This window comes from Leifsonia sp. ALI-44-B (assembly GCF_001984125.1).
In the GTDB taxonomy this organism is placed as follows: domain Bacteria; phylum Actinomycetota; class Actinomycetes; order Actinomycetales; family Microbacteriaceae; genus Okibacterium.
This window is the reverse complement of record NZ_MTQL01000007.1, coordinates 1,271,995-1,286,467: the sequence shown is the minus strand read 5'-3', so window position 1 is coordinate 1,286,467 and position 14,473 is coordinate 1,271,995. Positions and strand designations below refer to the sequence as shown.

Below are 14,473 nucleotides of genomic sequence, written 5' to 3'. Positions count from 1 at the left end.
CCTCTCGCAGCGGGCTGCCGGCTGCGCGCCGCGGTCGATGTGGGCGGTTCTTTACGGCGCGACGACTCCCGGGTCGAGCGGCGGGGAACCGCCATCGAGGTCGAGGACGCGCAGCAACTCGGCTGGGTGCGCCTGCATCGGGTGCGGACCCGCGATATCGAAGAACACCGTCTCGATCTCGTCGCCGTGCACCCGCAGGAACTCGTGCAGCCACGCGCCGTCCTGCGCCGCGACGAACGGAGGCAACGCCTCCGGCTTGTTCTTGGCGTCGGAGAAGACGAGCAACGCGAGACGACCATCCTCGGGGCGGCGGTACATCCACACCTCACCGGGAGCGGTGGGCTTGTCGCGGGGCGCCGGCTTCGACAGCGGGACCACCAAGCGGTCGTTGCGCAGCGCCAGAGCGACCTGAGCCATGTCCTGCTTTTCGAGCGCCTCGGCGAGCAGATCGGAACGGAACGACACGGAAGGTTTCTTGGCCATGACAGCATTCTGCCAAAGAGCGGGCGTCGCGACATCCGACCTCGCTGAGGGCTGAATCGGCGGACGGATCGACGCTCCCTCGCTGCTTCGCCAACGAACAACCCGATAACGCATACCGCGCGCGGCATAAATCGGCAACGCCTATGCGAAAAACGCGCGGCCGGACAGAATTCAGGGATGCAAGAAATCACCTATGCGTCCAAGACCTTTGTCACCACGGACGCCATCTCCGATGCCCTGCTCGACCTCGTCACGTCGATCGGTCGCGCGGCACACTCGGAAGCGGTGACCGTGCCGGCATACACCGAGACCGGCAAGCGCGTCGAGGCGAAGATGACGCTCGACGCATCCAGCGAGCTCGTCGCCATTCCCGTTGAACTCGACATCGACGACGATTCGGCGAACGACGAAGCCGTCGAAACGGCCCTGAGCGACATCCGTGGCCGCATCAGCAACTGGTCGACCACAGCCGTTCCGGTGAAGCCCGAAGAAGCGCTTCCGGTTCAGTACTCCGACGAGTTCTAACGCGCGGGTGCGGGCGCCGCGAGTCGCCGCAGCGCGCCCAGCTAGTTCAGGATGAACTGCTTCGACGTCGCACTCTCGACGCCAGCCACCGAGGTCTTCAGGTGGTAGGACGCTCCCCCGGCGGGCGCCTGATCGCGTTCGCCGTCGCACGAGTCGGCCGATGAGCGCGTGCGGTCCCACGTGATGGGGGTACTCGACGTGACCGTCTTGCCGGGCTCGAGGTCGACCTCGGCGTCGGCGGGATCCTTCTGGCAGTCCGTCGACGTCCAATACTGATCGCTGCCGCTGGTGATCGTGAAGACCTGCTGCGACGTGCCCACGTTCAGGCGACACGGCTGCGTGCCCGTGTTCGTGACCGACAGCGAGAGCTGCGGGTTGACGCCGGCGGCGTAGGTCGAGGCATCCGTGAGCGCTTCGACCTTCACGCCGGATGGCTTGCACGTGCCGTCCTCGTTCACGCCCGTCTCGGCGGGGGTGGGCGTCGGGGTCGTCGTATCCTCGGCAGCTCCGTCTGAACCAGCAGGGCCTGTCGCGGCCGCGCTCGGAACGGGCGTGGATGTCGCGGCCGTGACGTCGGTGGAACGCCCCGAACTCGAGCCGGGCTTCCAGATCACGAGCGCGATGATGCCGATGATCGCCAGGACTCCGAGCAGGACGAACAGACGGCGCCGACGGTAGACGGATGCCGGCAGCCGGTCGTTCGTGGCCCCGCCGGGGCGCTCGGAGGAAGTCATACGTGAATCGTAACGACGCGGTCAGGCTGCCCCCGAACACGACATCGGAGGGTCGCCAGATCGACGGCCCTCCGATGCGTGTGTTCAGTTATATGTTCAGCTATGCCGGTGGGAAACCCCGCCGGAGCCTATGACGTCGCCTCAGCCGTTCTGGCGCATGCGGCGCAGGCGAGCGGCGGCGAAGACGCCACCGCCGGCGAGCAGCAGAAGCAGACCGGCCAGCAGGCCCTGGGTCAGCTCGCCACCCGTGTTGCTGAGCGAACCGGTGCCGTTACCCGCACCCGTTCCACCCGTGCCCGCGCCCGTACCCGTGCCGGCTCCGGTGCCGTTACCGGCACCCGTTCCGGGGTTCTGGCCCGGGTCGACACCGGGGTCGGTGCCGGGGGTCGGGGCGAGTACCGTCACATCGGTCCAGCCGATGACCGCGCCGGATGCGTCCTGCACGGCGATGCGGTGCGCACCGGGTTCGGTGCCCGCGGGAACCGTCACCGTGACGTTGCCGTCGGCGTCGACCTGCGTCCAGCCGTCGCTGATCAGGACGGGCTCGGAGTACAGCCAGACCGAGACCCACTTGCCGATCCAGTCGCTGCCGACGTTGATGACGATCGTCTTGCCGGCCAGGAACTCCTTCACCGTGGTGATGAGGTCCTTGAGCGCGTCGATCAGCGCGTCGACACCGGCGGGAACCGGCGGCGTGGTCGGCTCGCCGGGAACCGTGGCCCCGGTGACCTGGAGGGGCACCCGCACGACGGTCTTGCTCTCGGCGGCGGTCAGCGTGATCGTCTGGGCACCCGAGGCGTTAGCCGGCACCGTGAAGGTGACGGTTGCCGCACCGGCGGTGACCGGGACGGTCGCCACGGCGGTGTCGCCGACCGAGACGGCCAGCTGGGTGTTGACCGGGGCGCCGAGCGACGTCAGGTCGAGCTTCGAGACCTCGAAGGTCACGGTGGAGCCCGGCTCGACGGCCGCGGTGGGAACACCCGTGACGGCGACCGCGCGGCGGTCGAACGACGGGGACGCACCCTTGTTGGCGCTCAGGTAGCTGATCCACGCGTCGCGGTCGACGAGACCCGAGTCGCGCGTGTTGGTGCCGTTGCCGAACTCGCGGAAGTTGTCGCCACCCTGCAGCAGGAAGCTGAAGGAGCCGATCCGGTAGCTCTTGGCGGGGTCGATGGCCGCGCCGTTCACCGAGATGCTCGTGACCCGGTCACCGGCGGCGCGCGAGGCGTCGTAGGTGTAGGTCACGTTCTTCGACAGCCCGAGGTTGAGGAACGGCCGGCTCGGCACGGTGCCGTCGGCGTTCGTCTGCCACTGCTGCTCGAGCACGGTCTTGAACTGCGCGCCCGTGAGCGACGTGGTCCAGAGGTTGTTCACGAACGGCAGCACCGCGTTGGCCTCGGCATAGGTGATGACGCCGTCGGTGCCGTAGATCAGGTCAGCACGCAGGCCACCCGGGTTGACGATGCCGATCTCGGCGCCGCCGCGTTCGGCGGAGGACAGCGACGACACGAGCGAGTCGGCGACGAAGTTGCCGAGGGCGGACTCCGAGGCGCGGTCGTCGGTCTTGCCACCCGCGAAGGCGCGGGTGATGTCGGCCGTGATCGAACCGATGGGCTGTTCGCCGATCTCCTTGGCGGCCGCGAGGGCCGCGTCGACGATCTTCTTGACCTCGGCCACGCGCGGGTAGGCGGCGACGAGGGCGGCGTCGGAGGTGGTCACGCGGGCGATGTTCTTCGCCGTGTGCGCGGTCACCTCACCGGTCGCCTTGACGACGTCGAGCGTGATCTGGCCGATGTTCTCGCCGTAGTTGCCGGTCTGAACGATGGCGCGGGTCTTGCCGGGCTTGCCGGGGACAGCCGCGTCCCACACGTACTGCTTGTGCGTGTGGCCCGTGAAGATGGCGTCGACCTCGGGGCTCGTCTTCGTGACGATGTCGGCGAAGGCGCCGCCGGCGGCGACCTCCTGCTCGAGCGTGGCCTTCTCGGGCGTGCCGGCGCCGGCACCCTCGTGGTACTCGGCGACGATGACATCCGCTTCGCCGTTGGCGGCGTTGCCGTCGCTCAGCTGGGCAGCCACGCGGTTGACGGCCTCGACGGGGTCACCGAACGTGAGGTCGGCGATGCCACCGGGCGAGACGAGCGTTGCGGTCTCTTCGGTGACGACACCGACGACACCGACCTTCACGCCGTCTACGTCGATGACCGTGTACTCGTCGAGCGCCGGGGTGGTGGTGCCCTTCTTGTAGACGTTGGCGCCGAGGTAGGGCCAGGCGGCGTTCTTGCCACCGTCGATCACGCGATCGGTCAGGTCGGCGAAGCCGCCGTCGAACTCGTGGTTGCCGACGGCCGAGGCTGCGAGGCCCAGAGCGTTCAGCACATCGATGGTGGGCTGGTCTTTGTCGACCGCCGAGGCGAACAGCGAGGCACCGATGTTGTCACCGGCCGAGAGGAACAGCGAGCGGCTGTCGCCGAAACCGAACTTGGCACCCTCGACGGTTCCGGCGAACTTGACGGTGTTCTCGTCGATGCGTCCGTGGAAGTCGTTGATGTTCAGCAGGTTGATGCTCGTGGTGGTCGACGTTCCCGTGTTGATGCCGACGACGACCGGGTCGTGGTCGCTCGAGCGGAACGGCGAGGCGTCGTACAGGTTCTTCGCGTTGTAGTTGAAGCGCGAGTACTCGAGGGCGACCGACTCGACGGAGTTGATGTTCCAGACATCCGCACCCGTCACGGTCTGGTCGGCCTCGGGCGAGGCGAACACGTGGTCGAGCGAGCCGACGGCACCGCCGAAGGCGTAGGTGTATTCGCCCGTCTTGGCTTCCTGGCTGATGTAGCCGGCCTTCTTGATGACGTCGATCGGGTCTTCGGCCGCGTACGCGTTGAAGTCGCCGACGAGGAAGACCTTCTTGGTGCCGGCCTGCGTCTTCATCTTCTCGGCGAAGGCGACGAGGTCGGTGGCCTGTCGGGTGCGGTCACCCGTGAAGGCGCCCTGACCCGTGTTGGCGTTGTCACCCGTGGCGGCGTCGGACGTGCTCTTCGACTTGAAGTGGTTGGCGATGACGACGAAGGTGCTGGATGCCGGGTCGCCGACGGGCTTGAAGGCCTGGGCGTTGGGCTGGCGAGCGTTTGAGAAGTTGGCCGAATCGGTCAGGATGGTCGATTCGCCGACCGTCTCGATGACGGCCTTCTTGTAGATGAAGGCCGTGCGGATGACGTCTTCCTTGGCGGGGAGCTTGGCGGGCGACGGGACGAACGCCCAGACATCCGAGCCGGCTGCCTTGTTGAGCGCCGCCACGAGAACGCCGAGCGCCTCGTCACGGGGCTTGCCGGCTGCTGCCGCGGAGTTCTCGATCTCTTCGAGCGAGATCACGTCGGCGCCGAGGCCGTTGATGGCCGCGACGATCTTGGCCTGCTGACGCTCGAGGTTGGCGTCGTTGGCGGCGCCGCGCACGTTGCAGCCACCGTTGACGGTGACGGGCTTGTCGGCGCGGTCCTTGTAGAAGGTGCAGCCGGCGACCTCGTCACCCGTGGTCGAGAAGTAGTTCAGCACGTTGAACGTGCCGAGGCGCACGTTGCCACCGACGTTGCGGGGAGCGGCCTCGCGCGTGTTGGCGAGCGTGACGGGCTGGACGGTCGCCGCGTTGGCGTCGGTCAGCTGCGATGTGGGCTGGAACTTCCACGAGCTGTTGCGGTAGTCGAGGATGACGGGCTTCGTGAACGTCACGGCCGCACCGACGCGCACCGGGTTGGTGGTCGACAGGTAGGGCAGCGGGATGCTCTCGCCGATCTGCGGCTGATCGTCGCGCGGCAGGAAGTTGATCGTGGACGCGTCGTCGAGCTTGACGAGGCCGGCCTTGGTGCGGGCCACCTCGGCGTCGTAGGCGGCGGAACCCGGCTTGCCGAGCACCGTCGGGTTGATCGCGGGCGTCGTGCCGACCATGAGGCCGATCTCGGCGTACTGGTTGGCGGTGTAGTTGTCGGTGACCGTGTAGGCACCCTGCGGTTTGATGATCATGCCCTCGAGCACCTCGCGCTGGGCATCGGTGGCGGGGTAGGCGACCTCGGCGGGCGTCGGGGCAACGACACCGGCCTTGTCGAGCTGCTTCAGGTCGGATGCCGCGGCAACCGTGACCTGCGTCAGGCCGAAGTACTCGGAGACGGCGCCCGTGACCTCGACGTAGTCACCGATGGTGACGGAGGCGACGGTCGACGGCGAGTAGACGAAAAGGCCCTCTGAGGCGAGGTGCTTCGTCAGGTCGAGCTTGCCGCCTGTTGCGGGCGTCTGGATGTAGTAGCCGCTGAAGCCGCCGTCGGAGTAGGCGGCCGTGACGACACCGCGCGCCGCGACGCGCTTGCCCACGAGGGGGCTGGCGTCGGTGGTGCCCTGGATGTCCTTGATGGCCGTGAGTTCGGCGGGCGTGCCGGGAGCCGGGGTCTCGGTGGGGGTCGGCGTAGGCGTGCCGGTGGGTGCGACCGTCGGCGTGGGAGTGGGTGCCGGGTCGGTCGGCGTCGGTGCAGCGGTCTCGCCGGCGGCGTTCGTCGGCGTGATGGTGGCCGAGAGGGTGAAGTCGGCGGCGTTGTCGTCGCTGTCGGCGAAGCCCGTGCGGCCCAGCGACTTGACGTCGGTGTTGCTGGCGGGGGCCGTGGCGACGGCCTTCTCGAACGTCTGCGAGGCGCCGTAGCCGAGAACGTCGGCGAACAGCGGGTTGGCCGAGGTGTCGCCAGCGGGGGCGGTGGCCGGGGTGGTGCTCTTGACGAGGGCGAGGGTGCCCGTCGTGCCGCTCGGGGCGATGGTGCCCACGACATCCGGAGTGGGGAGCGCTGCGCCGACAGGGGCCGTCGTGCTGTTGCTGTTGCCCGAGACGAGGTAGTAGCCCTTCGGAGCGATCGAGCCTGTGAGGGGCGTCACGCCGCCGAAGCTGTCGGCCTCGGTGCCGGTGGCCTTGCGGTACTGCAGCGACCAGCCGCTGATGTCGATGGGCGCGTCGGTCGGGTTGTAGAGCTCGACGAACTTGTTGGTGAACGCGGCGCCGCGGCTGCCACCACTGAGGTAGGCCTCGTTGATCACCACCCCCGTTCCGTCTGGGGCGGCCTGCGCCGGAAGCACCGACAGTGGTGCGGCGGCGAGGCCGATGAGGGTCGCGAACGCGAGGAGTCTTCCTCGGCGTTGGGGCTCGGACATGGGTCTCCCTGGGGATGATGCGACGGGTGAGCACGCGAGTCGAGGGTGCGCGCCATCGCGCACCCAACTCGGGCGGCGACCTAGTCAGGCTAGGAAGCCGCCATAACCGCTCTGCGTCTGACAGATGAACAGTTGGTAAAAAAGTAACCCCAACGGGTGACACTCCAACGGGGCTGCAACAGATGAGCAGCGACACGCGCTAGAGGTGCCACTAAAGAGCAGAGAGCGGATGCTCCGCCCGAAATCGGCAGACGGATGAGTCCCCGCATCGCAACAGCGAAAGCCGAGATCGGATGCCGTCAGCGTCCGCGAACCTCAGACGATGGTCTTCATCATCCGCGTGTTGCCGAGCGTGTTGGGCTTCACCCGGGCCAGGTCGAGGAACTCGGCCACACCCTCATCCCGAGAGCGAATGAGTTCGTAGTAGACCTCAGGGTCGACGACTGTCTCGCCGATGGGCAGGAAGCCGTGCCGCTCGAAGAACGGCACCTCGAAGGTGAGGCAGAACAGGCGGGTCACGCCGAGCTCGAGCGCGTCCTCCTCGAGCCGGGCCAGGATGGCTCCGCCCACGCCCGCGCGCAGGTGCTTCTGCGAGACGGCCAACGTGCGCACCTCGCCGAGGTCCTCCCACATGACATGCAGCGCGCCGCATCCGATCAGCTCGCCGTCGGGCGTCTCGGCCACGCGGAACTCTTGCACGGCCTCGTAGAAGACGACGCGCTCCTTGCCGAGCAGGATGCGCTCCTGCACGAGGGGCTCGATGAGCGCCTGGATCTTCGGCACATCGCTCGTGCGCGCCCGTCGCACCGTGTACTCGGTGCGCACTGCCTGTTCCGTCATCTGCCGCCTCCATCCGCCTCGCCGGCGTCACCGTGGTGCACTCCTCGTGCGCCGGTGGCCGTCTTCCAGCCTAGACCCGGCTCGCCCACGCAATTCGGGGTTGCGCACCGAGGTCGGGGCCGCGCGCAACCGGTGGCGGCAGCGCGAGCCCGGGCGTACCGTTGCCGCATGAGCGATGCACACGACAAGCCCACCGAAAACGACCCCTACTCCGACTTCTCGATCCCCCAGGACACCGACCTCGTGGCAGACCAGCCCGCCGGCGAGCAGGATGCCCCGGCCAAACGCGATGCGGCCGACCGCGACGCCGACCCCGACCTGAACGGCCTCGAGGACAAGTAGGCCCGGCGATCGAACCTTTGCTCAAACGCCGAATGCGGCGACACGAACCCTGAGGTTCGGTCGCCGCATTCGGCGTTACGGGCAGTCAGCACGGATGCCGACCGTGTCGACTATTCGCTGGTGATCGCGAGGTCGGGGGTGGATGCCCCCGTGCCGAGCGCTGCGCCGGCGTTGACGTTGGTCGACGCGTAGCCTTCGCGCTGGCTCGTCGTGAACACGAACTTGCCATCGATGAAGTCGACGTGGACGTGGTCGCCGGCACCGAGCTCGCCGTGCAGGATCTTCTCGGACAGCGAGTCCTCGACCTCGTGCTGGATGGCACGACGCAGCGGACGGGCACCGAGCGACGGGTCGAAGCCGACCTCGATCAGGCGTTCCTTGGCGGGCAGCGTGAGTTCGACGGTCATGTCGCGGTCGAGCATGCGCTCGCCCAGACGCTTGATGAACAGATCGACGATCTGCAGCAACTCGGGCTTCGAGAGCTGCGGGAACACGATCGTGTCATCGACACGGTTGAGGAACTCGGGCTTGAAGTGCTTCTTCAGCTCTTCGTTGACCTTGCCGCGCATGATGTCGTACCCGGTGGAGGAGTCGCCCTCGACCTGGAAGCCGACCGGCCCGCCAGCGATGCCCTTCGAACCGAGGTTCGTGGTCATGATGATGACGGTGTTCTTGAAGTCGACGACACGACCCTGACCATCGGTCAGGCGGCCCTCTTCGAGAATCTGCAACAGCGAGTTGAAGATGTCGGGGTGGGCCTTCTCGATCTCGTCGAACAGCACGACGCTGAACGGCTTGCGGCGCACCTTCTCGGTGAGCTGGCCGCCCTCTTCGAACCCGACGAACCCGGGAGGGGCACCGAACAGACGCGAAACGGTGTGCTTCTCGCCGTATTCGGACATGTCGAGCGAGATCATCGCGCCCTCGTCGTCGAACAGGAACTCGGCGAGCGCCTTGGCGAGCTCGGTCTTTCCGACACCCGTGGGGCCGGCGAAGATGAACGAACCGCTCGGACGCTTCGGGTCCTTCAGGCCGGCACGCGTGCGTCGGATGGTCTTCGAGAGGGCCGAGATGGCCTCCTCCTGACCGATGACGCGCTGGTGCAGGGCCTTCTCCATGAAGACGAGTCGCGAGGATTCTTCCTCGGTGAGCTTGAACACGGGGATGCCGGTGGCCTGGGCCAGAACCTCGGCGATCAGACCTTCGTCGACCGTCGCGGTGGTCTTGACCTCGCCCGAACGCCACTGCTTCTCGAGGCGCAGACGCTCGCCGAGGAGGTTCTTCTCCTCGTCGCGCAGCGACGCGGCCTTCTCGAAGTCCTGGTCTTCGATGGCGGCTTCCTTGGCCTCGCGCACCTTGGCGATCTTCTCGTCGAATTCGCGCAGCTCGGGCGGGCTCGACAGGATCGACAGACGCAGGCGGGCGCCGGCCTCGTCGATCAGGTCGATGGCCTTGTCGGGCAGGAACCGGTCGCTGATGTAGCGGTCGGCCAGGTTGGCGGCGGCCACGATCGCACCGTCCGTGATGGACACCTTGTGGTGAGCCTCGTAGCGGTCGCGCAGACCCTTCAAGATGTTGATCGAGTGCGGGAGCGACGGCTCGGCGACCTGGATCGACTGGAAACGGCGCTCGAGCGCGGCATCCTTCTCGAAGTGCTTGCGGTACTCGTCGAGCGTGGTGGCGCCGATGGTCTGCAGCTCACCTCGGGCCAGGAGCGGCTTGAGGATGGAGGCCGCGTCGATCGCACCCTCGGCGGCACCCGCACCCACGAGGGTGTGGATCTCGTCGATGAAGACGATGATGTCGCCGCGCGTGCGGATCTCCTTGGTGACCTTTTTCAGGCGCTCCTCGAAGTCGCCGCGGTAACGGCTGCCCGCGATGAGCGAGCCGAGGTCGAGCGAGTAGAGCTGCTTGTCCTTCAGCGTCTCGGGAACATCGCCCTTGACGATCGCCTGGGCGAGGCCCTCGACGACGGCCGTCTTTCCCACACCGGGTTCACCGATGAGGACGGGGTTGTTCTTCGAGCGGCGCGACAGGATCTGCATGACGCGCTCGATCTCCTTCTCGCGCCCGATCACGGGGTCGAGCTTGGAGTCGCGTGCGGCCTGCGTCAGGTTGCGCCCGAACTGGTCGAGGATCTGCGAACCACCCTGAGCCTGCTGCTCGGCGGGGGCACCGCCGACGGCAGCCGTCTCTTTGCCCTGGTAACCCGAGAGCAACTGGATGACCTGCTGGCGCACGCGGTTGAGGTCGGCGCCGAGCTTCACCAGAACCTGGGCGGCAACGCCTTCACCCTCGCGGATGAGGCCGAGCAGGATGTGCTCGGTGCCGATGTAGTTGTGGCCGAGCTGCAGTGCTTCGCGCAGGGACAGCTCGAGGACCTTCTTCGCCCGCGGCGTGAAGGGGATGTGGCCGGTGGGCTGCTGCTGCCCCTGGCCGATGATGTCTTGCACCTGCTCGCGCACGGCGTCGAGCGAGATGTTCAGCGACTCGAGCGCCTTCGCTGCAACGCCCTCACCCTCGTGGATGAGGCCGAGCAGGATGTGCTCTGTGCCAATGTAATTGTGGTTGAGCATCTTGGCCTCTTCTTGGGCCAAAACGACAACGCGCCGAGCTCTGTCGGTGAATCTCTCGAACATGTTCACTCCTTGGGAAGGCCAGACAGGGAGGTGGCTTCCGATACAAAGAGAGTAACCGCGGAATCTGCCAAAAAGTCCGCTGTTCGCCGTGGGCGTGACCCCCGGCATCCGGGGCCCTCGGCTGGCTATTGCAGCGAGGAGGTGAGGCGGGCGATGTTGTCGAGGATGGTGGAGCGGAGCGGCTGGGTGAGCCACTCGTCGAGCGTGAGTTCGCGGCTGACGCTGCGGTAGTGCTCTTCGACCTGGCGCATCTCGTCGACGAAGTCCGCGCCGCGCACCATGAGCGAGACCTCCATGTTGAGGCCGAAGGAACGCATGTCCATGTTGCTCGAGCCGATGACGGCGATCTCGTCGTCGATGGTGAAGTGCTTAGCGTGCAGGATGTAGGGCGCCGGGTACATCCAGATGCGAACGCCCGCGCGCAGCAGCTCTTCGTAGTAGGAGCGCTGCGCGTGGTAGACGAGGGCCTGGTCGCCGATCTCGGAGACGAACAGGTTGACCGGCACGCCGCGTTGCACGGCCGTCGTCACGGCGTAGAGCATGGCCTCGTCGGGCACGAAGTAGGGGCTCGTGATGTTGATCTGGTGCTGCGCGTTGTAGATGAGCGCGAGGAAAAGGCGCAGGTTGTTCTCACCGTCGAAACCGGGGCCGGAGGGCACCACCTGCAGTTCGAGGTCGCCGGCGTTGGTGGCGGCATCCAGGATGCCCGTCTCGTTGGTGAGGATCTGGTCGGTTTCGGAGTACCAGTCGCTCAGGAAGACGGCGTTGAGGGCCGCGACCGTCGGGCCTTCGATGCGCGTGACCAGTTCCTGCCACTGCAGGCCGCGCTTGATGTTGCTGGACTTGTTGTAGCTGCGGTCGATCACGTTCTGCGACCCCATGTAGCCGACGGCACCGTCGACGATGAGCAGCTTGCGGTGGTTGCGCAGGTCGGGGCGCTGGAACTTGCCCTTGAGCGGCTGCAGGGGCAGCATCAGGTGCCAGTCGGCGCCCATCTCGGTGAGGCGCCGCAGCGTCTTCTTGTAGTCGCGCGTGCGGAAGCTGGCGAAGTGGTCGAGCAGCACGCGCACCGTGACGCCACGCTTGACGGCCGCCTCGAGGGCGTCGAACAGCGGGTAGGTGGTCTGGTCGCACGTGAGGATGTAGAACTCGACGTGCACGAAGCGCGTGGCCCGGCCCACCTCTTCGGTCATGGCGTCGAGGGAGGCCTGATAGTCCGCGATGAGCGTGGCGTCATTGCCGCCCTGCAGGGGCATGGAGCCGAGACGGCGGTTCAGGGCGACGACGCTCGCGAACCACGGCGGCGATTCATCGGTGAGGTTGGCCCGCACGAGGTCGCGGGTCGTCTGCCGGATGTAGACGTTGATGTCATCCTGTTTGCGCCGGCGTTTGCGAGGCAGCTTCGGGTTTCCGATGAGCAGGAAGACGACGATGCCGACCAGTGGGATGAGGAAGATCGCGAGTAGCCACGCCATGCCGGCGGTCGGGCGGCGGTTGCGCGGCACGATGACAACCGCGAGAACGCGGACCGCCAGGTCGAGGATGAGCAGCGCGACGCCGAACCAGCCCGTGAAGCCGTATGTGGTCACCGGCTCTCCTCACGCTCGACTCGGCCCGTTTGCGGCCTTAGCCTAGCGTGCACACAATGCACGGATGCTTTGCCCGCTGTCTCTGGGCCGCCATACCGCGCGACACGCGGGTGCGGAGCAGCGCGGACAGGCGAGCCGCGGCGGTTACTTGCCGGCGGGCGGCAGGCCCAGGCGCACGCGCTCTTCGGCCTCGATCTCGGCATACGCCTTGCGCTCGTTGCGGTCGGAGCGGATGATTGCGCGCATCAGGAACCAGAACACCCCGCCCACGAGGACCGTGGGGGTGAGTGACCAGATGGCTGCGACCCAGAAGTTATCCATGACTCCTCAAGGATACGCCCTGTGGCGGGGACGCGCGCCTAGCTGCCGCCGGTCAGGCCACCGTAGACGCCCGTGACGATCAGGTAGAGGCCGATGCCGCCCACCACGATCCAGATCATGACGCGCGCGTTGGTGGGCTTCTTGGGGTCGCCCGGCTCGGTTTCGTTCTTCGGCAGATAGCTCATGCTGAGGCTCCTTCGCCTACTTGACCAGGGGGAACAGGATGGTTTCGCGAATACCGAGGCCCGTGATCGCCATCATGAGGCGGTCGATGCCCATGCCCATGCCACCCGACGGGGGCATGCCGTGTTCGAGCGCACGCAGGAATTCTTCGTCGAGGCGCATGGCCTCGACATCGCCCTTCGCGCCGAGCTTCGCCTGCTCGACGAAGCGCTCTCGCTGGATGACGGGGTCGACGAGCTCGGAGTAGCCCGTGGCCAGCTCGAAGCCGCGAATGTAGAGGTCCCACTTCTCGACGACACCAGGAATCGAGCGGTGCTCGCGCACGAGGGGCGAGGTGTCGAGCGGGAAGTCCATGACGAACGTGGGGCGCTCGAGCGAGCCCTTCACGAAGTGCTCCCACAACTCTTCGACGTATTTGCCGTGCGTGGGCACGCCCACCTCGAGCTCGACCTCGTCGGCCAGGGCCTTGAGCTCGTCGAGCGGTGTCTGCGGCGTGATGGTGCGACCGGATGCCTCGGACAGCGACTCGTACATCGACAGGCGATCCCATTCGCCACCCAGGTCGAATTCGGTGCCGTCGGCCCACGTGACCACGTGCGAACCCGAGACCGCGTGCGCCGCGTTCTGGATGAGCTCCTGCGTGAGGTCGGCGATCTGGTTGTAGTCGCCGTAGGCCTGGTAGGCCTCGAGCATGGCGAACTCGGGGCTGTGCGTGGAGTCGGCGCCCTCGTTGCGGAAGTTGCGGTTGATCTCGAACACGCGGTCGATGCCGCCGACCACGGCCCGCTTGAGGAACAGCTCGGGCGCGATGCGCAGGAAGAGCTCGGTGTCGAAGGCGTTGGAGTGCGTGGAGAACGGGCGGGCCGCGGCACCACCGTGGATGGTCTGCAGCATGGGCGTCTCGACCTCGAGGAAGTCGTGCGCATCGAACGTGGCGCGCAGCGAGGCGACGGCCTTGGCGCGGGCGCGCACGGTCTGGCGGGCCTGGTCGCGCACGATGAGGTCGAGGTAGCGGCTGCGCACGCGCGATTCTTCGCTCAGCTCGTTGTGCAGGTTGGGCAGCGGCAGCAGGGCCTTCGAGGCGATGGCCCAGTCGCTGACCATGATCGACAGCTCGCCGCGGCGGCTCGAGATGACCTCGCCCGTGACGAAGACGTGGTCGCCCAGGTCGACGAGTTCCTTCCAGGCGGCCAGCGATTCTTCGCCCACGTTGGCGAGAGAGACCATGGCCTGGATGCGGCTGCCATCGCCCGATTGCAGCGACGCGAAGCACAGCTTGCCCGTGTTGCGCAGGTGCACGAGACGCCCGGCGAGTCCGACCGTGACACCCGTCGTGGCGTCGGCCTCGAGGTGGCCGAACTTGGCGCGGACCGCAGGGATGGTGGTGGTGATGGGCAGCTGCACGGGATAAGCGCCACCCGCGGCATCCGCTCGCTCACGAATGAGGCGCTCACGCTTCTGCAGGCGCACGGCCTTCTGCTCGCTGACCTCTTCGGCCGTGAAGCCGTTGTCGTCGGCAGCGGCGGTCGCGGCAGCGGTCGACGGGTCGGATGCGGCGGCGTCGGCCTGGGCGGTGGTGCGGGGGGCGTCGTGGCGGTCGTCACTCATTGCGGAAGCGTCTCCTTGTGGGGTCACC

11 protein-coding genes are annotated in these 14,473 nt (G+C 67.1%); 2 read left to right on the top strand and 9 right to left on the bottom strand.

Annotated features, from left to right (window positions below):
* Positions 1–51 precede the first annotated feature (51 nt).
* Positions 52–483 carry an SseB family protein gene (locus ALI44B_RS13090; protein ID WP_077055037.1) on the bottom strand — a complete coding sequence of 144 codons (432 nt, stop codon included), beginning with the start codon at positions 481–483 and terminating at the stop codon, positions 52–54.
* Positions 484–660: 177 nt separating this feature from the next.
* Here ALI44B_RS13090 and ALI44B_RS13085 point away from each other — a divergent pair, with 177 nt between their 5' ends.
* A complete protein-coding gene (locus ALI44B_RS13085; protein WP_077055036.1) occupies positions 661–1,008 on the top strand; it encodes a hypothetical protein in 348 nt (115 codons plus the stop codon).
* Between the two features lie 41 nt (positions 1,009–1,049).
* On the opposite strand, the gene ALI44B_RS13080 is transcribed toward ALI44B_RS13085, so the two are convergent.
* The 3 genes from ALI44B_RS13080 to ALI44B_RS13050 all read right to left on the bottom strand — a co-directional run bounded on the left by ALI44B_RS13080 (position 1,050) and on the right by ALI44B_RS13050 (position 7,763).
* Entirely contained in the window at positions 1,050–1,742 is a 693-nt protein-coding gene (locus ALI44B_RS13080) for a hypothetical protein (protein WP_077055035.1), read from the bottom strand.
* A gap of 141 nt (positions 1,743–1,883) precedes the next feature.
* Positions 1,884–6,923 carry an ExeM/NucH family extracellular endonuclease gene (locus ALI44B_RS15635; protein WP_083710014.1) on the bottom strand — a complete coding sequence of 1,680 codons (5,040 nt, stop codon included), beginning with the start codon at positions 6,921–6,923 and terminating at the stop codon, positions 1,884–1,886.
* 315 nt (positions 6,924–7,238) lie between these two features.
* Positions 7,239–7,763, bottom strand: a complete 525-nt coding sequence (locus ALI44B_RS13050; protein WP_077055034.1) for an amino-acid N-acetyltransferase — start codon at positions 7,761–7,763, stop codon at positions 7,239–7,241.
* 168 nt (positions 7,764–7,931) lie between these two features.
* Between ALI44B_RS13050 and ALI44B_RS16215 the strand changes: the two genes are divergently transcribed.
* Complete coding sequence (locus ALI44B_RS16215; protein WP_179100272.1) at positions 7,932–8,105, top strand: hypothetical protein; 174 nt, start codon at positions 7,932–7,934, stop codon at positions 8,103–8,105.
* 110 nt (positions 8,106–8,215) lie between these two features.
* Here ALI44B_RS16215 and ALI44B_RS13045 read toward each other — a convergent pair whose 3' ends face one another.
* The 5 genes from ALI44B_RS13045 to lysS form a co-directional block, all read right to left on the bottom strand.
* On the bottom strand, positions 8,216–10,744 hold the full coding sequence (locus ALI44B_RS13045) for an ATP-dependent Clp protease ATP-binding subunit (protein ID WP_077055606.1): 2,529 nt from the start codon (positions 10,742–10,744) through the stop codon (positions 8,216–8,218).
* A 125-nt stretch (positions 10,745–10,869) separates the two neighbouring features.
* On the bottom strand, positions 10,870–12,333 hold the full coding sequence (cls, locus tag ALI44B_RS13040; RefSeq protein ID WP_077055033.1) for a cardiolipin synthase: 1,464 nt from the start codon (positions 12,331–12,333) through the stop codon (positions 10,870–10,872).
* Between the two features lie 144 nt (positions 12,334–12,477).
* Positions 12,478–12,654: a hypothetical protein gene (locus ALI44B_RS16210; RefSeq protein ID WP_179100271.1), complete on the bottom strand. Its 177-nt coding sequence runs from the start codon at positions 12,652–12,654 to the stop codon at positions 12,478–12,480.
* A gap of 38 nt (positions 12,655–12,692) precedes the next feature.
* Positions 12,693–12,839: a hypothetical protein gene (locus tag ALI44B_RS16205; protein ID WP_179100270.1), complete on the bottom strand. Its 147-nt coding sequence runs from the start codon at positions 12,837–12,839 to the stop codon at positions 12,693–12,695.
* A 16-nt stretch (positions 12,840–12,855) separates the two neighbouring features.
* Positions 12,856–14,445 carry a lysine--tRNA ligase gene (gene lysS / locus ALI44B_RS13035; RefSeq protein ID WP_077055032.1) on the bottom strand — a complete coding sequence of 530 codons (1,590 nt, stop codon included), beginning with the start codon at positions 14,443–14,445 and terminating at the stop codon, positions 12,856–12,858.
* Between the last annotated feature and the right edge of the window lie 28 nt (positions 14,446–14,473).